Origin of the sequence: Nocardia sp. NPDC005745, from assembly GCF_040630775.1 — a bacterium.
Classification (GTDB): Bacteria; Actinomycetota; Actinomycetes; order Mycobacteriales; family Mycobacteriaceae; genus Nocardia.
In genome coordinates, this window is record NZ_JBEXYF010000007.1 from 121,008 (window position 1) to 143,924 (window position 22,917).

General features: G+C 68.9%; 22 protein-coding genes and 1 tRNA gene. 8 read left to right on the forward strand and 15 right to left on the reverse strand.

Annotated elements, in window-relative coordinates; genetic code table 11:
- Positions 1-35: 35 nt before the first annotated feature.
- The 4 genes from ABZ420_RS09995 to ABZ420_RS10010 all read right to left on the reverse strand — a co-directional run bounded on the left by ABZ420_RS09995 (position 36) and on the right by ABZ420_RS10010 (position 4,194).
- Positions 36-458, reverse strand: coding sequence for an HIT family protein (locus ABZ420_RS09995; RefSeq protein ID WP_040864716.1), 423 nt, complete (start codon positions 456-458; stop codon positions 36-38).
- Between the two features lie 312 nt (positions 459-770).
- Positions 771-2,192, reverse strand: coding sequence for an adenylosuccinate lyase (gene purB, locus ABZ420_RS10000; protein WP_357119665.1), 1,422 nt, complete (start codon positions 2,190-2,192; stop codon positions 771-773).
- A 6-nt stretch (positions 2,193-2,198) separates the two neighbouring features.
- On the reverse strand, positions 2,199-2,897 hold the full coding sequence (locus tag ABZ420_RS10005; RefSeq protein ID WP_245548814.1) for a TetR family transcriptional regulator: 699 nt from the start codon (positions 2,895-2,897) through the stop codon (positions 2,199-2,201).
- Positions 2,898-3,024: 127 nt separating this feature from the next.
- Positions 3,025-4,194: a pyridoxal phosphate-dependent aminotransferase gene (locus ABZ420_RS10010; RefSeq protein WP_357119668.1), complete on the reverse strand. Its 1,170-nt coding sequence runs from the start codon at positions 4,192-4,194 to the stop codon at positions 3,025-3,027.
- Positions 4,195-4,248: 54 nt separating this feature from the next.
- On the opposite strand from ABZ420_RS10010, the gene ABZ420_RS10015 reads away from it, so the two are divergent.
- Positions 4,249-5,235 carry a M23 family metallopeptidase gene (locus ABZ420_RS10015; protein ID WP_357119671.1) on the forward strand — a complete coding sequence of 329 codons (987 nt, stop codon included), beginning with the start codon at positions 4,249-4,251 and terminating at the stop codon, positions 5,233-5,235.
- Positions 5,236-5,438: 203 nt separating this feature from the next.
- Here the strand turns inward: ABZ420_RS10015 and purD are convergent, their stop codons facing one another.
- Positions 5,439-6,710 carry a phosphoribosylamine--glycine ligase gene (gene purD, locus ABZ420_RS10020; RefSeq protein WP_357119674.1) on the reverse strand — a complete coding sequence of 424 codons (1,272 nt, stop codon included), beginning with the start codon at positions 6,708-6,710 and terminating at the stop codon, positions 5,439-5,441.
- A 131-nt stretch (positions 6,711-6,841) separates the two neighbouring features.
- On the opposite strand from purD, the gene ABZ420_RS10025 reads away from it, so the two are divergent.
- Positions 6,842-7,219, forward strand: a complete 378-nt coding sequence (locus tag ABZ420_RS10025) for a PH domain-containing protein (RefSeq protein WP_040864711.1) — start codon at positions 6,842-6,844, stop codon at positions 7,217-7,219.
- Between the two features lie 50 nt (positions 7,220-7,269).
- A complete protein-coding gene (locus ABZ420_RS10030; protein ID WP_357119677.1) occupies positions 7,270-7,695 on the forward strand; it encodes an HIT family protein in 426 nt (141 codons plus the stop codon).
- A gap of 29 nt (positions 7,696-7,724) precedes the next feature.
- Here the strand turns inward: ABZ420_RS10030 and ABZ420_RS10035 are convergent, their stop codons facing one another.
- Complete coding sequence (locus ABZ420_RS10035; protein ID WP_357119680.1) at positions 7,725-9,434, reverse strand: glycoside hydrolase domain-containing protein; 1,710 nt, start codon at positions 9,432-9,434, stop codon at positions 7,725-7,727.
- Positions 9,435-9,941: 507 nt separating this feature from the next.
- Positions 9,942-11,129 carry a helix-turn-helix transcriptional regulator gene (locus tag ABZ420_RS10040; RefSeq protein ID WP_357119683.1) on the reverse strand — a complete coding sequence of 396 codons (1,188 nt, stop codon included), beginning with the start codon at positions 11,127-11,129 and terminating at the stop codon, positions 9,942-9,944.
- A gap of 145 nt (positions 11,130-11,274) precedes the next feature.
- Between ABZ420_RS10040 and ABZ420_RS10045 the strand changes: the two genes are divergently transcribed.
- On the forward strand, positions 11,275-11,439 hold the full coding sequence (locus ABZ420_RS10045; protein ID WP_157106552.1) for a hypothetical protein: 165 nt from the start codon (positions 11,275-11,277) through the stop codon (positions 11,437-11,439).
- Positions 11,440-11,625: 186 nt separating this feature from the next.
- Here ABZ420_RS10045 and ABZ420_RS10050 read toward each other — a convergent pair.
- The 3 genes from ABZ420_RS10050 to ABZ420_RS10060 all read right to left on the reverse strand — a co-directional run bounded on the left by ABZ420_RS10050 (position 11,626) and on the right by ABZ420_RS10060 (position 13,114).
- Positions 11,626-11,700, reverse strand: a tRNA-Thr gene (locus ABZ420_RS10050).
- A 183-nt stretch (positions 11,701-11,883) separates the two neighbouring features.
- Complete coding sequence (locus tag ABZ420_RS10055) at positions 11,884-12,126, reverse strand: MbtH family protein (RefSeq protein ID WP_011207082.1); 243 nt, start codon at positions 12,124-12,126, stop codon at positions 11,884-11,886.
- A 169-nt stretch (positions 12,127-12,295) separates the two neighbouring features.
- Positions 12,296-13,114, reverse strand: coding sequence for an alpha/beta hydrolase (locus tag ABZ420_RS10060; RefSeq protein ID WP_062968666.1), 819 nt, complete (start codon positions 13,112-13,114; stop codon positions 12,296-12,298).
- 189 nt (positions 13,115-13,303) lie between these two features.
- On the opposite strand from ABZ420_RS10060, the gene ABZ420_RS10065 reads away from it, so the two are divergent.
- From ABZ420_RS10065 to ABZ420_RS10080, 4 genes are all read left to right on the forward strand, one after another.
- On the forward strand, positions 13,304-13,474 hold the full coding sequence (locus ABZ420_RS10065; protein ID WP_168434172.1) for a hypothetical protein: 171 nt from the start codon (positions 13,304-13,306) through the stop codon (positions 13,472-13,474).
- Positions 13,475-13,558: 84 nt separating this feature from the next.
- Positions 13,559-15,109 (forward strand): trehalose-6-phosphate synthase, encoded by a 1,551-nt coding sequence (locus ABZ420_RS10070; protein ID WP_357119985.1) that lies wholly within the window; start codon positions 13,559-13,561, stop codon positions 15,107-15,109.
- Between the two features lie 67 nt (positions 15,110-15,176).
- A complete protein-coding gene (locus ABZ420_RS10075) occupies positions 15,177-15,908 on the forward strand; it encodes a response regulator transcription factor (RefSeq protein ID WP_357119686.1) in 732 nt (243 codons plus the stop codon).
- Complete coding sequence (locus tag ABZ420_RS10080; RefSeq protein ID WP_357119689.1) at positions 15,905-17,362, forward strand: HAMP domain-containing sensor histidine kinase; 1,458 nt, start codon at positions 15,905-15,907, stop codon at positions 17,360-17,362. Before ABZ420_RS10075 ends, ABZ420_RS10080 begins: the two co-directional genes overlap by 4 nt.
- A 20-nt stretch (positions 17,363-17,382) precedes the next feature.
- Here ABZ420_RS10080 and ABZ420_RS10085 read toward each other — a convergent pair whose 3' ends face one another.
- The 5 genes from ABZ420_RS10085 to ABZ420_RS10105 are packed head-to-tail and all read right to left on the reverse strand — an operon-like array spanning position 17,383 to position 22,856.
- On the reverse strand, positions 17,383-17,889 hold the full coding sequence (locus tag ABZ420_RS10085) for a h domain protein (protein ID WP_357119692.1): 507 nt from the start codon (positions 17,887-17,889) through the stop codon (positions 17,383-17,385).
- On the reverse strand, positions 17,886-18,917 hold the full coding sequence (locus tag ABZ420_RS10090; RefSeq protein ID WP_357119695.1) for a hypothetical protein: 1,032 nt from the start codon (positions 18,915-18,917) through the stop codon (positions 17,886-17,888). Before ABZ420_RS10090 ends, ABZ420_RS10085 begins: the two co-directional genes overlap by 4 nt.
- Positions 18,914-20,338, reverse strand: a complete 1,425-nt coding sequence (locus tag ABZ420_RS10095; RefSeq protein ID WP_357119697.1) for an MlaD family protein — start codon at positions 20,336-20,338, stop codon at positions 18,914-18,916. The genes ABZ420_RS10090 and ABZ420_RS10095 overlap by 4 nt, the downstream gene beginning before the upstream one ends.
- Positions 20,335-21,588 (reverse strand): MCE family protein, encoded by a 1,254-nt coding sequence (locus tag ABZ420_RS10100; protein WP_357119700.1) that lies wholly within the window; start codon positions 21,586-21,588, stop codon positions 20,335-20,337. Before ABZ420_RS10100 ends, ABZ420_RS10095 begins: the two co-directional genes overlap by 4 nt.
- The gene (locus ABZ420_RS10105) at positions 21,585-22,856 is read right to left on the reverse strand and encodes an MCE family protein (protein ID WP_357119703.1); all 1,272 of its coding nucleotides are present in this window, start codon (positions 22,854-22,856) and stop codon (positions 21,585-21,587) included. The genes ABZ420_RS10100 and ABZ420_RS10105 overlap by 4 nt, the downstream gene beginning before the upstream one ends.
- Positions 22,857-22,917 lie beyond the last annotated feature (61 nt).

The window sequence follows — 22,917 nt, forward strand, 5'->3', positions numbered from 1 at the left end:
GTCGCTCCGTAAAAGCGGCGGCCGAGTCGGCGAACTCAGTTCCCCAGCGCACCCCGGATCGAGGCGGCGAGGTAATCCAGATCCTCCCGCCGCGGACTGGTCGGGCGACCACGCAAACCGAACCCGTCCCCCGGGGTGCGCGGGATGACGTGCAGATGCACATGGAAGACCTCCTGCCCCGCCGTCACCCCGTCCGCCAGAAAGAAATTGACCCCGTCGCACCCCACCTCGCTTGCCCGCATCGCCGCCGCGAGCCGCTGCCCCACCTGGAACAACTTTCCCCCGACCACCGGATCGAGCTCCGCCAGACTGCGCGCCGCCACCTTCGGCACCACCAGCAGATGCCCCGGCGTCATCGGCCGAATATCCATGAACGCCACCACATCGTCGTCCTCGTAGACCTTGCTCGACGGCGCCCGCCCGGCAACGATATCGGCGAAAATCGTGTAGGGATTCACGACCCGCAGCCTATGCGGTCATCTGTTGTGTTCGTGCTACGCAATCGCATAGCTCGAACACAACAGGTGCGGTACCATCGAATCAGCTCCTGGCAGTAGCTGGGAGAAGTGGACCCGACTCTTCACCGGACGGTGGGCAGTCGGGTTTCGCGCTATTCAGGGGGCAGCGCCGATCGCGATCACTGTCCGCACCAGTGGCCTGACCATTGCTTTCCCAGGCGATGACATCAGGAGGCGTGGATGGGCACCGAGGGACGATACCGGCCGCCGGTCCGGCCGACGAGCTGATTCGTCGCGAAAGGCGTAGTCCCGCTACAGGATCGGCGACGGCGAATACCGCGCCGCGTCCGGGTACCGGTCGACCAGTTTCTGCACTTGCCCGACGACGTCGGCGACCTGCGCTTCGGCCGCGCCGACGAAAGCGGACTTGTCGGACAGCGCCGCGTCGAGGGCGGGGCGATCGAGGGGGAAGCGCGGGTCGGCGGCGAGGCGGTCCAGCAGGTCGGGTTCGCGGCCCTGCTCGCGCATGGCCAGGGCGACCGCTACGGCGTGCTCCTTGATGACCTCGTGCGCGGTTTCGCGACCGACACCGGCGCGGACGGCGGCCATGAGCATGCGGGTGGTGGCCAGGAAGGGGAGGTAACGGTCCAGTTCGCGGGCGAGCACCGCGGGGTAGGCGCCGAACTCGGCCAGCACGGTGAGGAAGGTTTCCATCATGCCGTCGATGGCGAAGAACGCGTCCGGCAGTGCGACGCGGCGGACCACCGAGCAGAACACGTCGCCCTCGTTCCACTGCGCGCCCGCCAGCTCGGCCGCCATCGAGGCGTAACCGCGCAGCACCACCTGCAAGCCGTTGACGCGTTCGCAGGAGCGGGTGTTCATCTTGTGCGGCATCGCCGAGCTGCCCACCTGCCCGGGCTGGAAACCCTCGGTGACCAGCTCGTGCCCGGCCATCAGCCGGATGGTGTGCGCGAACGAGGACGGGCCCGCGCCCACCTGCACCAGCGCGGAGAGCACGTCGTGATCCAGCGAGCGCGGGTAGACCTGGCCGACGCTGGTGAACACGGTCGCGAAACCCAGGTGCCGGGCCACCTGCTGCTCCAGCCGGGCGAGCTTGGCCGGGTCGCCGCCGAGCAGGTCGAGCATGTCCTGCGCGGTGCCCATCGGGCCCTTGATCCCGCGCAGCGGATAACGGTCGATCAACTCGCGCAGCCTGGTCAGCGCGATCAGCAATTCGTCGGCGGCGGAGGCGAACCGTTTACCCAGCGTGGTGGCCTGCGCGGCGACGTTGTGCGAACGACCCGCCATCACCAGCGCCTGGTATTCCGCGGCGCGCTCGGCCAGTCGCGCGGCGATGGCGACGCCGTGGGCGTGCACGTGCTCGAGCGAGAGCCGGATCTGCAGCTGCTCCACGTTCTCGGTGAGGTCGCGGCTGGTCATGCCCTTGTGCACGTGCTCGTGCCCGGCCAGCGCGTTGAACTCCTCGATGCGCGCCTTCACGTCGTGCCGGGTGACCCGCTCCCGTTCGGCGATGGAGGCGAGGTCGACCTCGTCGAGCACCCGCTCGTAGTCCGCGATGACCCCGTCGGGCACGTCGACGCCCAGCTCCGCCTGTGCCCGCAGCACCTCCAGCCACAGCCGCCGCTCGAGGACGATCTTGTGCTCCGGCGACCACAGGTGCACCAGCTCTGGGCTGGCGTAACGGGTGGCGAGGACATTGGGGACGATGCTCACGTCCGGTCAGTCTAGTGCGCGGTAACGATCCACTTGCTGGGGCGTGGCTCGCACGGGGCCGTCCGCGCTGGCGTAGGCCGCCGGTTCGGGGGTGGCCGCCCGCGCAGGAGGCGCGACGATGTCGATGACTTCCAGCAGCGCGCCGCGGGCCATCCGCCGCGGTTCGGGGTCGATCTCGGTGAGCGCGGCGACGACCGCGCCGTCCACCACCGCGACCAGCCTGCGCAGTTGTTCCGGCCGCACCATCCGGTCGGAGCGGCGCAGCACGTCGGCCAGCAGCTCGTCCAGCTGAGCGCGCAACCGGAGCTGGACTTCGCGCAGCTCCGGGTGCCGCGCCGAGGCGACCGAACGCTCGTAGCGGGCGATCAGCTGCCCGCGCGCGCCCTCGTCGGGGCCGTCGCTGCCCACCAGCAGGTCGAGCACCAGGTCGACGGTGGCCTCGGCGCCGCGGCGGCGGTGGCTGACCTCGCCGACCCGCCTGCGCATCGCGTCCAGCTCGGCATTGCCGCTGAACTCGACCGCCCGGGCGATGAGGTCGTCCAGGGATTCGAAGTAGTAGGTGGTCGACGCCAGGGGCAGATCAGCGCGCGTCGCAACCGAACGGTGCCGCACCGCCTCGAACCCGCCTTCGAGCAGGAGTTCGGCGGCGGCGGCTATCAAAGCCTGGCGACGCCGTTCGCCTTTCGGGGTCGTCGCGGTGATCACCGTGCCATCGTGCCAGTCGTCATCAGTTCTTCCAGGGGAAATCGGCGAGGAAAAGCAACCAAGGTTGTTTTACCGCATCCGCGCGGCCAGGGTGCCGAACTGCGGAAAGTTCTTGCCGGGCAGGGCATCACCCACCTAGATAGTGCCCTAGACGCAGCAGCGCCGCCTCGATGTCGGCGGTGGCTCCGGCGAACGAGAAACGAACCGTGCGGTGTCCGTTGACGGTGTCGAAATCCACCCCCGGCGCGAGCGCGACGCCCGTGTGGTTCAGCACGTCGGCGCACCAGGCGCGGGAGTCGTCGGTGAGGTGACCGATGTCGGCGTAGGCGTAGAAGGCGCCGTCGGCGGGAGCGAGGTCGGTGATGCCCAGTTTCGGCAGCCCGTCCAGCAGCAACCGCCGGTTCACCGCGTACCGCCGGACGTGCCCGTCGAGTTCCTCCTTGGCCTCGGCGCCGAAGGCGTGCAGCGCCGCGTACTGGGAGATGGCGGGCGGGCACACGGTCAGGTTCGAGGCCAGCCGCTGCAACGCGGGGCGCAGCCCGCTCGGGGCCAGCATCCAGCCCAGCCGCCAGCCGGTCATGGAGAAGTATTTGGACACCGAGCCGATCACCACCGCTTCCCGCGAGGTCTCCCAGGCCGACGAGGTCGCGTTGTCGGCGCCAACGCTGTCGTAGGTGATGCCGTGGTAGATCTCGTCGGAGATCAGCAGGGTGCCGTGCTCCTCGCACCAGCGGGCCAGCGCGGCGAGTTCGGCGGGCGCGATCATGGTGCCGGTGGGGTTGGCGGGGCTGGCCACCACGAGACCGGCGGGCGGCTCCGGGAGCGCCTCGAGCATGGCGACGGTGGGCTGGAATCTGGTCTGCGCGCCGCAGTCGAGTTCGAGCACCCGGCAGCCGAGCGCGGCGAGGGTGTTGCGATAGGCCGGATAACCGGGACGCGCGACCACGACGGTGTCGCCCGGGTCGAACGCGGCGAGGAAGATCAGCGAGAACGCGCCGGACGAGCCGGTCGTCACCACCACGTCGTCCGGATCGACCCGGTAACCATAGGTGTCTCGATGGTGTTCGGCGATCGCTTCCCGGATCGCCAGGATGCCGAAAGTCTCGGTGTAACCGAGCAATTCGGACCGAATGGCCAGTTCGGTCGCGCGCAGGACCGGCGCGGGCGCGGGCGTCGACGGCTGCCCGGCGGCGAGCACGAGCACATCGCCGTGGGTCCGCGCGCGTTCCGCGGCGGCTTTCCAGACATCCATCACGTAGAAAGGTGGAATGGTCGACCGGCGAGATTCTCTGGACACTCGACAGACGGTAGAGCACCTATTACCGCGCGGCCGCGGTTATGGTCTCCCCTGATGCTCGATAAGTCTCGACGAGGCGGGCTCGACCGAGTGCGCGGAGTGGCCGGTGTCGGCGTCATTCCGCGCGATTGGCGCGCGCGCTCGCCGCGACGATCCGGCAGGCGGCTCATCGGGGGTGGCGGCAAGCTCGATCCCCGCGCCCTGTGGGGCCGCCGCCACCACCTGCGAGCCTGGTGGGAGCGCAAACCGGACCCACGCGACCTGTGGCGGCGCAAACCGACCGGCGCGGAGTTGCTCGCACTGGCGCGCAAGCACCAGGTGCTGCTGGCCGGGCTCGTCGCGACCGCGGTTTTCGCCGCGGGCGACACGTCGTTCGCCGGGACGGTCACCGGTCGCACTCCCGCGCCGGATCGCGGCCAGCGCGTGGCCGTGGCGTACCCGCCGCAGATGCAGAGCACCCCACCGTCGGTGACGCGGCTGCTGAACGCGATCGCCAATGGTGAGCGGCTGCGCGAACAGGCGGTGGTCGCGGCCGCCGCGCGCGCGACGCTGGAACGCGCGAAGGCCGAGGCGGCCGCCGCCGTCGCCGGTGAGCGTCAGCCGTGGATGACCGCGACCGCGCCGGTGCAGCCAGGGGCGATGCCGCCGAGCGGCCGAGGCTTCGCGCTGCCCGCGCACGGCGTCTTCACCTCGGGCTTCGGGTCGCGCTGGGGCACCTTCCACGCCGGTATCGACATCGCGGGCCCGATCGGCACCCCGATCTACGCGGTCGCCGACGGCACGGTCATCGACGCGGGACCGGCGCAGGGCTTCGGGCTCTGGGTACGCATCCGCCACGACGACGGCAGCATCACCGTCTACGGGCACATGTACGACTTCTTCGTCTCGGTCGGCGAGCGGGTGCCCGCGGGAATGCAGATCGCCCGCATGGGCAACCGCGGCGACTCCACCGGCCCGCACCTGCACTTCGAGGTGATCGTCGGCGGGCAGCACGTGGACCCGCAGCAGTGGCTGGCGGTGCGCGGGCTCACGTTCGGCTGAGGAACGCACGTGTCCGGTCAGCGGCATCGGAAACGACTCCGCGCACCCGAGGATCGGCCCGCGGCGAGTCGTGGCCGACGACGGTCGGCCACGGGTTCGGTCATATGGCCGCAGCGGATCGCGCCCGCGCTGTCGAACCGGCTGCCGACCGAGCGCAGGATCAGCGATCCGACCGTCGGTGCGTAGTCCGCCGAGCCGCGGACTCAGACCTCGATGCGACCTTCGACGGCGGCCAAACCGATGTCCGTGCGGTAGTGGCTGCCCGGCAGTTTGATGGCGGCGATGCGGTCGTAGGCGCGGGTGCGGGCCTCGGCGAGGTCGGCGCCGACGCCAACCACGTTCAGCACCCGTCCGCCCGCGGAGATCAGAGCGCCGTCCTCGCGCTGCGTGGTGCCCGCGTGCAGCACCGTCGCGTTCTCGTCGAGCGCGCCCTCGCCCGCCCCCGAGATCGCGTCGCCGAGGCGCGGGTGGCCCGGGTAGTTCTCCGCGGCGAGCACCACGGTGATCGCCGAGCCGTCGCGCCAGCGCGGCGGGGCGACCCGCGCCAGCGTGCCGGTGGCGGTGGCGTACAGCAGCTCGCCGAGCGGGCTGTCCAGCAGTGCGAGCACCGCTTGCGTCTCGGGATCGCCGAAGCGGCAATTGAATTCGACCACGGCGGGACCGGCCGCGCCGATCGCCAGCCCGGCGTACAGCAGGCCGGAGAACCCGCTGCCACGCCGCACCAATTCGGCCGCAACGGGTTTCACCACGTCCTCGACGATGGCGGTGACGGCCGATTCGGGCAGCCAGGGCAGCGGCGTGTAAGCGCCCATGCCGCCGGTATTGGGCCCGGTGTCACCGTCACCGACGCGCTTGTGGTCCTGCGCGGGCAGCAACGGGACCACCGTCTCCCCGTCGACCAGGCAGAACAGCGAGACTTCCGGTCCGTCCAGGAACGATTCCAGCAGCACCGGATGGCCCTGCTCGAGCAGTTCGGCCCCGTGCTCACGCGCGGCGGAGCGGTCGGCGGTCACCACCACGCCCTTGCCCGCGGCGAGTCCGTCGTCCTTCACCACCCAGGTGGGACCGAAGCGGTCGAGCGCGTCGTCCAGCTCGGCCGGGTTGTCCACCACCTCGCTGTGCGCGGTGCGCACGCCCGCCGCGGACATCACATCCTTGGCGAATGCCTTGGAGCCCTCGATCCGGGCGGCCGCGGCCGAGGGGCCGAAGCACGGGATGCCCGCGACTCGCAGCGCGTCGGCGACGCCGAGGACCAGCGGGACCTCGGGACCGATCACCACCAGGTCGGCGTCCACCTCGGTGGCCAGCGCGACGACGTCCTCCGCGGCGCAGGGGTCGACCGGGCGGACCTGCGCGTGCTGGGCGATGCCCGCGTTGCCGGGGGCGGCGAAGAGCGCGGTCACCGCGGGGTCCCGGCGCAGGGCCAGGACGAGGGCATGTTCACGGGCTCCGGAACCGATGACGAGTACACGCACGGCAGACAGCCTAAACGAGCCGTTCGCCGTCTTCGCCGCTGCCGGTGCGCGCGAAGGGGATGATGAATAGGGACAACGGATGTGGGGCCTGACCGCTCCTGCCACCGGAGCACCCGAAGGAAGTGCTGAGAATGGGTCTGATCGACGGACTGATGGGCAACGCCGGCCGGATCGATCCCGCGCAGGCGCAACAGGAGTACGGCAAGCTCCTCGGCAGCGGCGAGCAGGTCTATGCCGCCTACCTGCTGGTTCGGGATGCGATGCTGTTCACGAACCGCCGCCTGATCCTTATCGACAAGCAGGGCGTCACCGGCCGCAAGGTGAGCTACCACAGCGTGCCGTATCGCGCGATCACCCATTTCTCGGTGGAGACCGCGGGCACCTTCGATCTGGACGCCGAGCTGGCCATCTGGATCGCGGGCACCGCCGAACCGCTGCTGAAGCGGTTCAACCGGCAGGTGGACATCTACGAGGTGCAGGGCATCCTGTCGCATTTCGTCGCGGTATAGCGCGGACCGCCCCGGCGCCCCGGCGCACCGCCCGGTCTACGCTGCGGGACATGGCTTCTGTCTTCAGCGCGATCATCGACGGTCAGCTCCCGGGCCGTTTCGTCTGGGCGGACGACGAGTTCGTCGGCTTCCTCACCATCGCCCCGGTAACCCCTGGTCACACCCTCGTGGTGCCCCGCAAGGAGATCGACCAGTGGCAGGACCTCGACGCCGACACCTTCGCCCGGATCACCGCCGTCGCCCAGAAGATCGGCCAGGCCGTCCGTGCCGCATGGGACGCACCGCGCGCCGGTCTGCTGATCGCGGGCTTGGAGGTGCCGCACCTGCACGTCCATGTGTTCCCCGCCTTCTCGATGGGCAACTTCGACATCTCCGGCGCCGACCCGAATCCGAGCCCCGAGTCCCTGGACGAGGCCCAGACCAAGATCAAGCAGGCGCTGCGCGACCTCGGCCACGGCGCCAACGTCCCCGACTGAATCGCGTTCGGACCTTCCGCTTCGATCCGTCAACCCACGTCGTGCAGCGGAGTATCCACCCCTCCGACCGCCACCGTCGCGAGCGTCTGAGCCGGTGTCCAATAGATCCGGCCGTGCTCGAAATCCTGATAGGTGCCGGTGTCCCAAGGGATCTCGTCGCTCGCCGGCCAGCCCAGCGGCCCGTTCTCGTAACCCGCGCGGTTCCAGCGGTCGCGGATCGCGCCGTGCACCCAGTAGACGCTGCCGCTGGATTGCCGCCGGTAGAGCGCCCCGCCCTGGAAGCCTTGCACCTCACCCGCCGTCTGGCCGTCCGGCCCGGACAGGACGGCCCGGTCGGTGATCGGGTAGCCGAGCGGGCCCGCCTCCCAGCCCAACTGTTCGAACTTTCCCCACAGCGTCTCCGGGATGGCGTGCGCACCGGTATCCGGATGCCAATAGATGTACCCGTGCTCGAACTGGGCGAAGCGGCCCGCGCCGTCGGGCGTCGCGATCTCACCCTGCGTGATCCGGGCGCCCAGCCATGGATTCGCGGCCGCGCAATCGTTGATCGCGTTCGGTTCCGACCCGGTCGGCTCGCCGGTGGCGAAACCGCGCACGTCGTCGGCGAACACGTCCCAGGGGAAATTCGGTCCCACATCGGTGTGCGTGCCGATGCCGAGACACTCGGTGACGTACTTGTGGTCGGAGATGCCCTGGCGCCGCTGATAAGGCGGCGCGATGACATACGTGTCGAACCCGTATTTGCGCGCGTCCTGTACCGCGAGCCAGGCCGCGATCCGGATGTCGTCGCGGATGCTCAGCCAGTCGTTGCGGCTCCACGCGGCGCGGCTGCCCGCGAAGCAGAGGTTGATCGTGAAGGAGTTCGCGTCCAGCACCGACCAACTGGCCAGATCGGTGTCGACCACGTCTACCACCACGCGATCGCGCACGGTGTAGTGGTAGCTCACCCCATTCGCCGGGTTGTTCAGGTAGTTGGCCAGGCTCTCGGCCGTTCCGTTGCCCTCCTGAGTGTGCAGCAGGAAGTTCTCGACGCGCGCCCCGTGCCTGCTGGAGGCGGAGTCGCCCATTCGGTCCAATTCGACGTAATCCGGCTTCCGCATGGCTCCCCCTGGATTCGAGATGGCCTTCGACCACTGGCCGTAGTCGTCGGCGAGGACTTTGTTCACATCCACCCCGACGCCTGCGACCCGGTCCCTGTCGATGCGGATCTGATGGAGGTGCGCGGCGGGATGGTCGCCGTTGATCGAGGAATCGCCGGACCAGTTGTGTTGCCAGAACCAGCAGGCGACACCGTCCTCGAGTGCCCAGTCGATGCACCGGGCATTGCCGTACATACCGGTCCATTCCCATCCGACCACCGATGCCCAGCCCCGTAGAAACGGAGCGATCAGCGAATTCCACTCCGCCAAAGACGGATTCGCGTCGACGGGGGCATACAACGGACGGAAACGGGGCCCGCCGGCCGCGAGGTGGTAATCCAGCGCGATCCGTGCATGACGCACGCCCGCGTCGTAACCGCCTTTCCAGTCCGAGGTCTCCCCCTTGCCGTACTGGTAATTGCTCACTATCTCGAGCCCGATGGCGCGCAATCGGTCGCAGTATTCCCGCCGCAGCGGCTTCGCACCGAAATTCATGCCCGGACGGGAATCACTGAAGTAACCGATGACACCCGCGTATCCGGCGTCCTTGATCGCTTGCGGATCGATGAGTGCGGCGGAGAAGTCGATCAGCTCAGTCATCACGCACCCCCGTGCTCGTACGAGCCCGCGCATCGGTCGGCAGCAACGCGTTGTATTCGTACATCTCAGCAACTTTCGGCAGATGAAGAACCCGATACAGCTAGGTTCACCCCAATGTGCGCGAAGTATGCCGCCATGTCCCGTTTGTAGCTCATCTGGTGTTTGCCCGTGACCTGAATAGGCTCATCGCGAGAGATGTTTGCGCACACCAGACTACAAACAGACTCGTAGCCGAAAACATGCTCGTCAGTCGGTAATCAGATCTGCTGGATGTTCGCTACCGACCGTCATACTCGTCGTCCGCTTCGCTCGGCCATTTCGGCCGGATCCGACGACGAATCGCCCGACGCTTTCGGCCGAATTCGGACCGGACACGTTCGGCGACACCCGGAACCACTCACAACCGACCTTCACCATGAGGAAGGCCCGACCGAACTCGGTCGGCGTGGTCTCACCGCCCGCAAGAGACCGCGTCTCCCAGGGCAACCGGGAAACCGGTCTTTCAGCTCAGATCTTGACGTTGGCCCACTTCGCGAACCGGGCCAGGGAATCGGTGCTGCGGCGGGCGTGGGCGAGCACGCGCACGGTCTCGTGGACTTGGGGATGGTTGCGCGTCAGCCCCGGTGCGATCCGGCGCGCTTGGTCGAGGCTGGCGAGGGCGCGCTGCTTGTCCCCGTGGAGCAACCACGCGCGCGACACGTCGATCCAGTGATGCCCCACCCGGGACGGTGTGACCGATGCCGGTAGCCGAATCCGCACGGCGCGGCTCACCGCGGTCGTGCCATCGGACAACTCGACGGGAACAGCGACGGAGTGGATCTCGACGTTCGGCAACTGGAACCCCGTGCCGTACTCCTGATACCGGTCGGCGTTGATCGCCTCGCCGATCCGGCGCGCTTCCCGAAGATGCATGTCGGCGGTGTCGGCGTCCAGCGCACGGGCCGACAATATCGACCCGCGCAGGTGCAACGCGCCCCGCACGGCGAGGAGTTCCGGTGTCGTGGGCAGTCGCTCGCCGGCGGCGTGCGCGCGCTCGACGACCCGCAGCCCACCGGCGTACGAGCCGGAGTACAGCAGGATCAACGCGCGATGGTATTCCGCCGCGATCGGCCACACCGGGTCACCACTGCGCTCAGCGGCCCACACGCAGCGCTCGGCGGCCAGTCCGGCGAGGTCGAGGTAGCCGTACCGGTAGGCGACCGACGACGCACTGTTGTAGGCATAGGCGAGCGTCGAATAGATCGACTCCAGACGACGCCCGGAAGGCTCGTCGCTCGCGAGCACATGCAAACCGTGGATCACGTCTGGCAGTTCGGCAGTGTGATCTCCGTACCGACCTCGACCCCTGCTCTCCTGAATCCGGCGCAGTGCGGCCGTCAGCTCTTTCAGCGTGCTCGGCGCGCTCAGAGGTTCGTCGTCGAATGCCAGGATCTTCCGGCGCAACTCGCGAATGGTGGCATGTGCTCCGGCATCGTCGCCCGCCGGAGTGTAGGGCTGCCCGGTCAGGTCCTCGATGTTCACGCCCAGAGCGGCTGCCACGGCTGCGATGAACGCGGGCGAGGCGGGCCGGGCGCCTCGCTCGACCTTACGCAGCAGCGACACCGAGACGTTCGCCTTCAACGCAAGCTGTAGCTGTGTGAGCCGAACCAGCTTGCGCGCCCTGGCGGTCCGTTCCCCGACCCCGGCATCGTCCATGCCTCCACGGTGACACACGATGTGCCGCTTCGCAGGGTGTCACTCAGGACAAGGTATCCGCAGGCCCCGGCGTCGGGTTGAGCGCTCGAGCTCCTCGGCGCCGGGCGCTCACCAAACGAGACCACAAACAGAGGGGATATAGCCAATGCCCGCAGAGCTCGCAGTCACCCTGATCGTCATGGCCGCCGTCGGCGGACTGCTGATACTCGTCTTCTGGGTGTTGCCCTGGCTACTCGACCTCGGCGGCGAGCCGGACGAGTCGGTCTCGGCGCGTGAGATCTTCGCGCGGCTGGAGGACGAGCAGCGATGACGGCGCGGCGTTCCTGGGTGGAGGACTACTGCGAAGACGGCAATAGGCCTGCCGATGGCGAGCACGCGCGAGGGCTGATGAAACTGCACGCGAGTTGCACACCGCCGTGTCCGCGGAAGCTGAGCGCGGAGCGCTATCTCCGCGAGCACGGCCTCTACTGAGCTCAGACGCGCAGCAGCTGCGACATGGAGCCCCCTGTCAGGATTGAACTGACGACCGCTCGCTTACAAGGCGAGTGCTCTACCACTGAGCTAAGGAGGCGGGAAAGCGGTTGTCATCATAACCGCTTTCGAGTGAAGCGAGATCGAGCATTGCTCGTTCGCGACCCCGCTCAGGCCCGAGCGACCGCCCCGCCCACGACGGAGTCGGCGGCGGTCGCTCGGACGCGAGACATGACGGGACCACGAACCTGCCGCGCCGGGAGCGCGGCACTCGGAGGACCGATCAGGACTGGGCGCCCTGACGAGCCGCGTCGTCGGCGGCCATGGCGTCGCGCAGGCTCTTCGGACGCATGTCGGTCCAGTTCTTCTCCACGTACTCGACACAAGCGGCGCGGCTGTCCTCGCCGAACACGACTCGCCATCCGGCTGGAACCTCTGCGAAGGCCGGCCACAGGGAATGCTGTTCCTCGTCGTTGACCAGGACGAAGAAGCGGCCGTCTTCATCATCGAAGGGGTTGGTGCTCAATTTCACCTCACTGGATACTGGCGCTATGTACGGGATCGCTCCTGGTTCACCCGGTGCCGGGCTGCTGTGAACCCCTGACACCGAGAGACCCCGAGCGTTGTTTCGACACTAGCAAGCAAGACGTTACGCCTGGGCGGTTACCTAGGCCGCCACCCCGGCCGACTCACAATCAGCCCGCGAAGAAGTCCAAGAGAATCTTGTTGACCGCCTCGGGCCGCTCCAAATACCCGAAATGCCCCGCGTCCGGTACCTCCTGGTACCGCGCACCCGGAATCACGGCGGCGATCTCCCTGGACAGATACGGCGGAATCATCCGGTCGTCGGCGAATCCGACCGAAAGACAAGGCACGCGGATCGCCCGGTAGGCCTGCACTCGGTCGAAATCGTGGTCCATCCTGCGCTGGGCGCGAATGCCGGGCGTGACCGGCCCTCCGGTGAACTCGAACAGGTCGAGCCAGTCGCGCGCGGCGTTCGTGTCGGCCATGGTCGCGGGCGAGAGATTCATGACCGCGGTGATCGCCGCCTCATATTTCGGCGGCAGTTTCACCCCGGCGGCGTCGAGTTCGTGTTCGCCGAGCGAAAGCGTCTTCTGGAACTGGTCCAGCCGCCCGTGCCCGGCCATGAACACCGCCTTGCGCACCAGGTCGGGGCGGGCCAGCGCCAGCTCCTGCGCCACGCGCGCCCCCATCGATGTGCCCACCACCAGCGCCGGGCCCTCGTCCAGGAATTCGATCAGGGCGGCGGTGTCGGCGACCAGCTCGTCGATGGTCATGCCCGAGGCGGCCTCGAACGACGGCGCGATCCCGCGATTGTCGAACGTGCACACCCGGTAACCGGCCGCGACCAGGGCGGGAACCTGGTGCAGCTCCCACACTCGGCCGGGACTGCCGGTGCCCATGATCATGACCACGAGCGGCGCGGAGCCCTTGGCGCGGTCACCCTTCACCTGATAGTTGAGGGAAATCCCGTTCACCGTGGCCAGCGGCATGTCGACCCTTTCGTGGAGAGTTGGTGCTGGTTCCCACGGTATAGGGACCGGCGGGGCGGACGCGTCGACCGGGGTGCCCCGGCGGCGCGTGCCGCCTTTCGGTCAGCGCCCCGGCGGACGCACCCTCCAGCGTCGCATACCATTGGCTTTTCGCAGGGTAAGAGCGCACTGAGCCGGGAGGACTTGACGATGGCCGTGAAGGGCAGCGCGAACGACATTGCGGACGACGATCTGGAACCGCTCGCCGACGAAACCGCGCGTCAGGCGCAGCGGGTGGTCGCGGCCTACGCCGAGGACGCCGATGAGTGCCGGATGTTGTTGTCCATGTTGGGTATTGGACCGAACGCGCGAGGCGAATAGTCTCGTTCTCGACGCCAACGGCGACGTCGACTACACAACTCCAGCGGGATGAAGCAACGCGCAAAGGATGCGTGAGTGGACCAGATGAAACCGTCCGACGACTCCGAGCAAGTCAGAGACACTTCGACTGCTGACGCCGCGAGGGAGAACAACAGCTCCGGGGCGGGCTCCGGTTTCGTCGTCGTCGCCAACCGTCTCCCTGTCGACCTCGAACGACTGCCCGACGGCAGCACCCGATGGAAGCGCAGCCCGGGCGGTCTGGTGACCGCGCTCGAATCGGTCCTGCGCAACAACAAGGGGGCGTGGGTCGGCTGGGCGGGGGTCCCCAATGTCGACGTGGAGCCGATCATCGAGGACGGCCTCGAACTGCATCCGGTCCCGCTGTCGGCGGACGAGGTGGCCGACTACTACGAGGGCTTCTCCAACGGCACGCTGTGGCCGCTCTACCACGACGTGATCGTGCGGCCGGTCTACGACCGCAAATGGTGGAGCGCCTATGTCACCGTGAACCGGCGCTTCGCCGAGGCCACCGCCAAGGTCGCCGCCGAGGGCGCGACCGTGTGGGTGCAGGACTACCAGCTCCAGCTGGTGCCCAAGATGCTGCGCATGCTGCGCCCGGATCTGACCATCGGATTCTTCCTGCACATTCCGTTCCCGCCGGTCGAGCTGTTCATGCAGATGCCGTGGCGCACGGAGATCGTGGAGGGCCTGCTCGGCGCCGACCTCATCGGCTTCCACCTGCCCGGCGGCGCGCAGAACTTCCTCTATCTGGCCCGCAGGCTGGCCGGACAGCCGACCTCGCGCGGCTCGATCGGCGTGCGCTCCAAGCTCGGCGTCGTCCAGGTGGGGTTCCGCACGGTGCGGGTGGGCGCGTTCCCCATCTCGATCGCCTCCGCCGAACTTGACGAGCATTCCAGGCGCAGGTCGGTGCGCGAACGCGCCGCCAAGATCCGGGCCGAGCTGGGCAACCCGAAGACCATCCTGCTCGGCGTGGACCGGCTGGACTACACCAAGGGCATCGACATCCGCCTCAACGCGCTCGAGGAGCTGCTCATCGAGGGCCGGATCAACCCCGCCGACACGGTCATGATCCAGCTGGCCACACCCAGTCGCGAACGGGTCGAGAGCTACATCCAGATGCGCGGCGACATCGAACGCCAGGTCGGCCGGATCAACGGCGAGTTCGCCCGGGTCGGCTACCCGGTGGTGCACTACCTGCACCGTCCGATCCCGCGCGACGAGCTGGTCGCGTTCTTCGTGGCCGCCGACGTGATGCTGGTGACGCCGCTGCGCGACGGCATGAACCTGGTCGCCAAGGAGTACGTCGCGTGCCACAGCGGGCTCAACGGCGCCCTGGTGCTGAGCGAGTTCACCGGCGCGGCGGCCGAGCTGCGGCAGGCGTACCTGTGCAACCCGCACGATCTCGACGACGTGAAGGACGCCATCGTCGCGGCTGTCGAGGACGAGCGCGACGTCAAGCGCAGGCGGATGCGTTCGATGCGCAGGCAGGTGCTCGCCCACGACGTGGATCGCTGGGCGCGCGCCTTCCTCGACGCCTTGGCCCAGGACCAGGTCGCGGGCAGCGCGCTGCTGACCGACGACGACGTCTACCCCGAGGACCGCGACCCGCGCTGAGACCGTTCACAGGAATCACCCAGCTTCGGTCCAGGAACTTCGCAGCCGGATCCCGGACCATTTAGCCATGAGTGGTGCCCCCGTGCAGCAGACACCCGAGGCCAGGGTCCTGGTGGTCGACGACGAGCCGATGATCGTCGAACTGCTCGCGGTGAGCCTGCGCTACCAGGGCTTCGAAGTGGACAGCGCGGCCGACGGCGCCCAAGCGCTGGACAAGGCGCGCTCCTTCCGTCCCCAGGCCCTCATCGTGGACGTGATGATGCCCGGCATGGACGGCTTCGGTCTGCTGCGCAGGCTGCGCGCCGACGGGGTCGACGCGCCCGTGCTGTTCCTGACCGCGCGCGACGACGTGCAGGACAAGATCACCGGCCTCACCCTCGGCGCCGACGACTACGTCACCAAGCCGTTCAGCCTGGAAGAAGTGGTGGCCCGGCTGCGCGTCATCCTGCGTCGCGCGGGTCACGCGGCCCCGCAGCGGGAGAGTTCGCGTCTGCGCTTCGAGGACATCGAGCTCGACGACGACACCCATGAGGTGTGGAAGGCGGGTGAACCGGTCGCGCTGTCGCCCACCGAGTTCACGCTGCTGCGTTACTTCATGGTCAACGCGGGCACCGTGCTGAGCAAGCCGCGCATCCTCGACCACGTCTGGCGCTACGACTTCGGCGGCGAGGTCGGCGTGGTGGAGACCTACGTTTCCTACCTGCGCAAGAAGGTCGACACCGGCAATACGCGGCTGATCCACACCTTGCGCGGCGTCGGTTACGTGATGCGCGCGCCCCATCGCAAGAGCGGTTCATGAGCCCGAGCCGGATCGTCGTGGTGCGTGCGAAGGTCTCCGGCTTCTTATCCGCGATTCCCTTGCGCGGGACCTTGACGATCCTGCTGGTGCTCACCGCCGGGCTCGGCCTGCTGGTCTCCGGCATGGTGGTCACCTCGGCCCTGGAAGGCCAGTTGACCAACCGGACCGACCAGCAGTTGCGCGCGGGCGCGATGGAATGGTCCAGGCGCCCGCCTCCGCCACCGGTGCTGCCGCCCGAGCCGCGCCACGCCCCGAGCCAGTTCTACGTGCGCTCGATGCGCACCGACGGGCGCCTGTTCCTCGTCCCGGCGTTCGCCGTCGACTCCGAACCCGACCTGCCCGCGACCCCACCGTCCGGCCCGTACACCGTCGGCTCCGTCAACGGAGGGCCGATCCGGTGGCGTGTGCTGACGCTGAGCACACCGGAGGGCACGACAACGGTCGCGCTGCCGCTCACCCAGAACACCGACACCGTGCACCGGCTCGTGATGCTCGAGCTGATCGTCGGGGCGATAGTCCTGGCCGTGCTGGCGATGCTCGCGTATTTCCTGGTGCGGCGCAGCCTGCGTCCGCTGCGCCGGGTGGAGAGCACCGCCGCGGCCATCGCCCGCGGTGACCTGCACCGCCGCGTGCCGGTGCGCGATACCAACACCGAGGTCGACCGGCTGTCCAGGTCGCTGAACGGCATGCTGGCGCAGATCCAGCGCGCGTTCACCGCGACCGCCGCGTCCGAGGAAGCGGCACGCAAGTCCGAGGAGCGCATGCGCCGTTTCATCGCCGACGCCAGCCACGAGCTGCGCACGCCGTTGACGACCATCCGCGGGTTCGCCGAACTGTATCGCCAGGGCGCCACCGACGATCCCGCCGCGTTCATGGACCGCATCGAGCGCGAATCCCAGCGGATGGGGGTGCTGGTGGAAGACCTGCTGATGCTCGCGCGGCTGGATGCCCAGCGCCCGCTGGAACTCGGCCCGGTGGACCTGCTCGCCGTCGCCAGCGACGCCGTGCACAACGCACGCGCCGTGGTCGCCGCCGGGCATGCCGACGGTCCCGTCCGCACCATCGAACTGAAGATCGAACCGGGCGAGGGAACGCTCGAGGTGATCGGCGACGAGGCGCGGCTGCGCCAGGTCTTGGGCAACCTGCTGAACAACGCCGTCACGCACACCGCGCCCGACGCGAAGGTGACCGTGCGGCTGGCTCCCGGCGCCGACGACGTGCGGCTGGAGGTGGCCGATACGGGGCCCGGCCTGCCCCAGGAGGAGGCCGAACGCGTCTTCGAGCGCTTCTACCGCACCGATACCTCCCGCGCGCGAACCAGCGGCGGCACCGGGCTCGGCTTGTCCATCGTGCAGGCGCTGGTGACCGCGCACGGCGGCGAGGTCGGCGTGCGCAGTTCGCCCGAGGCGGGCACGACGTTCACCGTGCGGCTGCCGCGCCGACTGCCGGAGTGACCCTGGTGAATTCGCCGGTCTCAGACGGGGGTGACCGCCGAGACCAACCAGTGCGAGTCCGACTTCGTCAAAGTGACGCGCACGCGACTGCCGGTGGTGGTGCCCTGCGGGGTGTCCTTGCTCGTCATCACCTGATTGAGGAACAACAGCACCTGCGCGTGCGAACGGTCCGCGGAGATGACACCGCCCGCCTGGGTGGTCGCGGTGACGGTGAGCTGCTTCTCCTTGGCTCCCGGCGCGATCTGCTTGTCGATCAGCGTCAGATAGTCGTCGCGGAAGTCACCGGTCAGGTTGTCGGCGGACTTGCGCAGTTCGGTGTCCACGGTCTGCGGGTTGTAGGTGAACATGGCCTCGAGGGTGCGTCCCGCCGTCGCGACCGCGTCCTCGCGCGACTGCTCGGCCTGCCGGTCGTCCCAGTAGCGGTAACCGTTGACGCCGCCGATCACCGCGGCCGCGGCGACCACGACACCGAGTACCGCGAACAGGATCTTGGCCCGAATTCCGTTCATGCTGCGTCCACCGGTCATGCCACGAACTCCACATTGGAAACGGTCAGCCCGGAATCGCCGCGGGACACGGTGACCCGGAACCGGTAATACCTGGTCTGCGGCTCGGCCTGGCCCGCGTTGGTGAGCGTCTGCTTGGCGGCGACCAGCACCCGCCCGGAGCGATCGTCGTCGCTCTCCAGCGCGGCCTCCACGATCTCGCCGCTGGATACCACTTTGGCCTGCTGCACGATGCTGGTGAACGGGTCGACCCGCCCGTCGAACTCGGTCTTGAACTCACCCGAGGCCAGCGACAGGATCCGGTCGATGTCCTGCTTGGCGGAATCGGCGCGGATGGTGGTCAGATTGACGATCGCCTGCCGGGCGGTTTCCACGTATTCGGCGCGGCGCTCGTCGCGTTCGTGCGCCGAGCGCATCGCGAGCACCGAGAGGGTCGCGCCGCAGACGAGCGCGACGACGAGCAGGGCGGCGGCGGCCATCGCGAGAATGCGCGGGAGGCCGCGGTTCTTGCCCGAGGTGGGCTGCTGCTCGGTGGACGGCGACTCGGCAGCGGCTTTCGTCATGGTGACCGTCGCCTTGTCCGCGTCGGCGGTCGAGTCGCCGGTGGCCGGTACCGGTGCGCTCGGGGCGCTGGAGTCGGCGTCGACCGTACTCGGCTCGTTCTCCGCGACGGCGGTTCCGGCCGACGGGCCGGCGGAGACTCCGGCGGGCGGGGCCTTCCGGTCGGCGGCGCTTGTGGCTTTCGCGTCGGTGGCAGACACAGTCTTCGCGTCGGCGTCGGGAGCGGCTTTCGCGTCGTCGGCGGCCGTGGCCTTCACGTCGTCGGCGGCCGTGGCCTTCACGTCGTCGGCGGCCGTGGCCTTCACGTCGGTGGCAGCCCTGGTCTGCACGTCGGTGGCGGCCTCGGTCTTCGCGTTGGTCGCGGTCGAGGTCTCTGCATCGGTCGCGGTCGTCGCGTCGGTGGGGGTCGCGTTCTCCTCGACCGGCGGCCCGGCCGAGCGCACCGCACGACGCCGCGTGCGGTGACCTTCTCCGTTGCTCTCACTCATCGTTGCTGCTCCTCGAGCATCGCCTGCCAGCTCGACGGTACCGTGCCCGAACCGCTCGGTCCGATATCGCCCTGTCGGTATGTCCGCCCGTCGGGGCCGATGTAGACGCCGCTGTCCGGGTCGTACGCTCGGGCGGCGGCCGGTGTGCCGCCGCCGTAACTCGCCGGCGCCACGACGGGCGGCTCATCGGCGGGCGCTGCCGCGGGCGCGACCGGCCGCGGCGGCCCGAACGGCGGGTTGTCACCCAACGGAACGTACCCGGTCCGGCACATCTCCGGCGTCGGGGCGCGCACACCGGGCACTTCGGCGCACGGTGTGTTCCGGATGCCGCGCACCGCTTCGGGAGCGTCCTGCGGCACCTTGCAGTACAGGCCGGAAGGCGTGGGCGGGGTGTCGAGTTCGCTCGGCGAGCGGCGCTGGTCGGGCGGGAGGAAGCCGGTCGTGCAGGCGGGCGGGTCGTTGACCAACGCCATGAAGTCGACCAGGGCTCCGTATTCGAGCGGGCCGCGTACCGCGGTGAGCAGCGCGGCGACCAGCGGCGGGTAAACCACCAGGATCTGCTCGAGTCCCGCGTGGTAGGTGACCGCGACCTGGCCGACGCTGACCAGGTTCGACAGCAGCAGCGGCAGCGTCGGACGCAGATCCTCGAACAGGTTGGTCACCCGCTGCATCGCGGACGGGCCCTCGCGCAAGACACCGCGCAGCGCGGGGTCGTGACCGCGCAGCTGGTCGGTGACGGTCGCCAGATCGGCGGTCCAGGAACGGATCGCCGTGTCCGAACGGGTCTGGGTGTCCAGCAGCGGCCCGATCTGGTCGAGCAACTGCTTCGTCGGTTCGGCGTTCGCCTGCGCCTCCTGCACCAGCAGCGACGCGGAGTCGATGAATCGTTGCAGGTCCGGTCCGGCGCCGTTGAAGGCGAGGAACGCCTCATCGATGACCTGCCGCAGCCGGGTGTCCGCCACGCTCGACAGCAACCGGTCGGCCTGGTCCAGCAGCGCGCCGACCTCTTGCGGCAGCTTGGTGCGCTCCACCGGTATCACGCTGCCGTCACGCAGGTTCCCGCCCGTGCGGTGCTCGACGGGGACCAGGTCCACGTACTGTTCGCCGACCGCGGAGACACTGCGGACCCACGCGTCGACGTCGGAGGGAATCTTGTAGTCGCTGGCGATGGACAGTTTCGCGTCCACCCCGACCGGTGTGAGCCGCACCTCCTTCACCACGCCGACGTTCGTGCCGCGATAGGCGACATTGGCCGTCGGGTAGAGGCCGCCGGTCGCGGCCAGTTTCACCGTGACCTCGTAGCGCCCGATGCCGAACATCGCGGGCACCTTCACGTATGTGCCGCCCATGACCACCAGGCCGATCACCGTCAGCACGGAGAAGATGATCAGCTGGGTACGGACGAACCGGGTGAGCGTCACTGGCCCGGACCCCCTTGCGGCGCGGAGTTGCCCGGCATGGGCACGGTCAATCCGGGAATGGCGGGCAGGCCGGGGATCGGCGGCAGTCCCGGGATGGTCGGGGCGGGCTGGCTCGCGGCGGGCGGCGGCGCCTGCAACGGCCCGGTGGCCGGGTCGCCGTTCTGCGCGGCCGTGCCCGGCGCGAAGCTGCCGAGAGCGCCTTCCACGCCGCCGAACCGTCCGCCCAGCGGGGTGCCGGTGAGGAAGTTCGAATCCAGCCGCTTGCCGGTGATGTCCACGGTCATGAACAGGTTCAGGTAGTCGCCCTTGATGGCGTGGTCCAGGTTCTTCATCGGGAACGGGAAGGTGGCCAGGATCTTCAGCGCCTCGGTCAGGTCACCGCCGGTGTCCGACAGCGATTTCAGCGCGGGAACGAGGCTGCGCAGGTTGGCCTTCAGGTCCTCGCCGCTGGCGTCGACGATGCGCCGGACGACGTCGCTCAGCTCGCCGAGCGCGGTGAGCGCCCTGGTGATGTTCGCGCGGCGGTCGGCGAGCACGGTCAACGCCGGATGGATCTGCTCGATGGCCGCCGCCACCACGTCACGCTGCTCGGCGAGCTGACCGCCGAGCCGGTCCAGCCCGCTCATCGCCGCGATGATGTCGCCGGTCTGGCGGTCCAGGTTCGTGGTGAGCTCGTTCAGCTGCGGCAGCAGGTCCCGGATGGCCTCCTCGCGCCCGGTGAGCGCCGAATTGAGTTCGTGGGTGATGGTCTCCAGCTGCGCGACGCCGCCGCCGTTGAGCACCACCGACAGCGAGGACAGCACCTGCTCGGTGGTCGGGTAGGTCCCGGCCCGCGCCAGCGGGATGACATCGCCCGCCCGCAACCGGCCTTCGGGAGCCTGATCCGTCGGCTCGGCGAGCTCGAGATGGTTGGACCCGAGCAAACTGGTCTGCCCGATCTTGGCGACGGCGTTCGCGGGCAGCTGCACGTCCGGGTTCAACTTGACGGTGACCAGCGCGTGCCAGTCCTCCACCTCGATCTTCGACACCGTGCCGACCGCCACGTCGTGCACCCGGACGGGGGAATTCCGGGTCAGCGTGGTCACGTTCGGCATCTGGACACGCACTTCGTAGGAACCGGGCGCGGTGCCCTCGGTGCCGGGCATCGGCAGCGAATTCAGTCCGTCCCACTCACAGCCGGAGACGCCGAGCGCCACCGCCAGCCCCACCGCGACCGTGGCGGTGCGGTGCAATCGCCGCGTCGGCGTCATCGCACTCCTCCCGGAATGGCCAGTCCGGCGAGACCGCTGGGCACGCTCACCGGAGCGGGCTGCGGCTGCGCGGGAGTCTGGCTCCGCACCCGATCGGCCAGGCTGGGATCGGTGTAGACCAGCTGGTCGGGGAACGCGGTCACGCCGCTGGCCGGGTTCGTCATGATCGGCACGTAGTTCATGCTCAGGCTGTTGATCACCGGCGCGAGGTACTGCGCGCAGAGGTCGGCGCTGCGGTCGGCGTCGTTGGTCTCCAGCGCGCGGACCGAGCCGCACAGGAACCCGAGCGGGTCGGCCGGGTTGTTCAGCGCGATCGCGCCGGTCAGGGTGCCTTGGGCCGGCTTGTAGATCTGGTAGAAGTTCACCAGCGCGGTCGGGCCGGAGTGCAGTACGCGTTCCAGTTCGGGCCGTTTGTCGACCAGCACCTGGGTGGCGTCGGCCAGCCGTTGGACGCCTTCGGTGAGTTCGGCGCCGCTGCCGTCGATGAACCGGCGCACGTCGACGATCGCGGCGTCCAGATTGTCCAGTCCCGCGCCGAGATCGGCCGAGACCCCGGCCAGCACCGAGGACACCGACGCCAGCCGTCCGCCGAACTGCACGATCTGCTCGTTGCTCGCCGACAGCAGATCGACGAACTTCTGCAGGTTGCGCACCGTGCCGAACAGGTCGGTGCGCCCGTCGGAGAGCGTGCTCAAAGTGGCCGACAGTTCCCGCAGGGTGTCGCGGAACCGCTGCCCGTTGCCGTCGAGGTTGTCGGCGGCGGTGTCGACGAAGCGGCCGAAGGACCCCTGTTTGTCGTCACCGACCGGACCGAGGGCGGTGGCCAGCTTGGACAGCTCGGCCTTGATGTCGTCCCACTCGACCGGCACCGCGGTGTGCTCGATCGGGATCACGCTGCCGTCCTTCAGCTTCGGGCCGCCGGTGTAGGCGGGCGCGATCTGGATGAAACGCGCCGAGACCAGCGACGGCGAGATGATCACCGCCTTCGGGTCGGCGGGGACGTCGATTCCGCGATCGAGGGTCATGGTCACCTTCACCCGGTCGGCGCCGGGCTCGATCGAGTCGATCCTGCCGACCTTGACGCCGAGCACCCGCACGTCGTCACCCGCGTACAGGCCCGAGGTGGACGGGAAATACGCGGTGACCTTGGTGGTTCCGATCCTGGTTATGCCGGTCCACGCGACCGCGACCACGAGCGCCGCGACGACCACTCCGGCCAGCACCAGCGCCCAGCGAGGCAGTTTCCGTACGACGTTCAGCATGCGCATCCCCCCGGACGCGACTCCCCCGCCGGTGCCGAGCCATCGACGGCTCGAGACGGGTACAGGA

Bases quoted from the DNA above. Each gene is read 5' to 3' on its own strand.
- ABZ420_RS10015 (WP_357119671.1), top strand. From the start codon at position 4,249: ATGCTCGATAAGTCTCGACGAGGCGGGCTCGACCGAGTGCGCGGAGTG.
- ABZ420_RS10025 (WP_040864711.1), top strand. From the start codon at position 6,842: ATGGGTCTGATCGACGGACTGATGGGCAACGCCGGCCGGATCGATCCC.
- ABZ420_RS10030 (WP_357119677.1), top strand. From the start codon at position 7,270: ATGGCTTCTGTCTTCAGCGCGATCATCGACGGTCAGCTCCCGGGCCGT.
- ABZ420_RS10035 (WP_357119680.1), bottom strand. From the start codon at position 9,434: ATGACTGAGCTGATCGACTTCTCCGCCGCACTCATCGATCCGCAAGCG.
- ABZ420_RS10040 (WP_357119683.1), bottom strand. From the start codon at position 11,129: ATGGACGATGCCGGGGTCGGGGAACGGACCGCCAGGGCGCGCAAGCTG.
- ABZ420_RS10045 (WP_157106552.1), top strand. From the start codon at position 11,275: ATGCCCGCAGAGCTCGCAGTCACCCTGATCGTCATGGCCGCCGTCGGC.
- ABZ420_RS10060 (WP_062968666.1), bottom strand. From the start codon at position 13,114: ATGCCGCTGGCCACGGTGAACGGGATTTCCCTCAACTATCAGGTGAAG.
- ABZ420_RS10065 (WP_168434172.1), top strand. From the start codon at position 13,304: ATGGCCGTGAAGGGCAGCGCGAACGACATTGCGGACGACGATCTGGAA.
- ABZ420_RS10070 (WP_357119985.1), top strand. From the start codon at position 13,559: ATGAAACCGTCCGACGACTCCGAGCAAGTCAGAGACACTTCGACTGCT.
- ABZ420_RS10075 (WP_357119686.1), top strand. From the start codon at position 15,177: ATGAGTGGTGCCCCCGTGCAGCAGACACCCGAGGCCAGGGTCCTGGTG.
- ABZ420_RS10080 (WP_357119689.1), top strand. From the start codon at position 15,905: ATGAGCCCGAGCCGGATCGTCGTGGTGCGTGCGAAGGTCTCCGGCTTC.
- ABZ420_RS10085 (WP_357119692.1), bottom strand. From the start codon at position 17,889: ATGACCGGTGGACGCAGCATGAACGGAATTCGGGCCAAGATCCTGTTC.
- ABZ420_RS10090 (WP_357119695.1), bottom strand. From the start codon at position 18,917: ATGAGTGAGAGCAACGGAGAAGGTCACCGCACGCGGCGTCGTGCGGTG.
- ABZ420_RS10100 (WP_357119700.1), bottom strand. From the start codon at position 21,588: ATGACGCCGACGCGGCGATTGCACCGCACCGCCACGGTCGCGGTGGGG.
- ABZ420_RS10105 (WP_357119703.1), bottom strand. From the start codon at position 22,856: ATGCGCATGCTGAACGTCGTACGGAAACTGCCTCGCTGGGCGCTGGTG.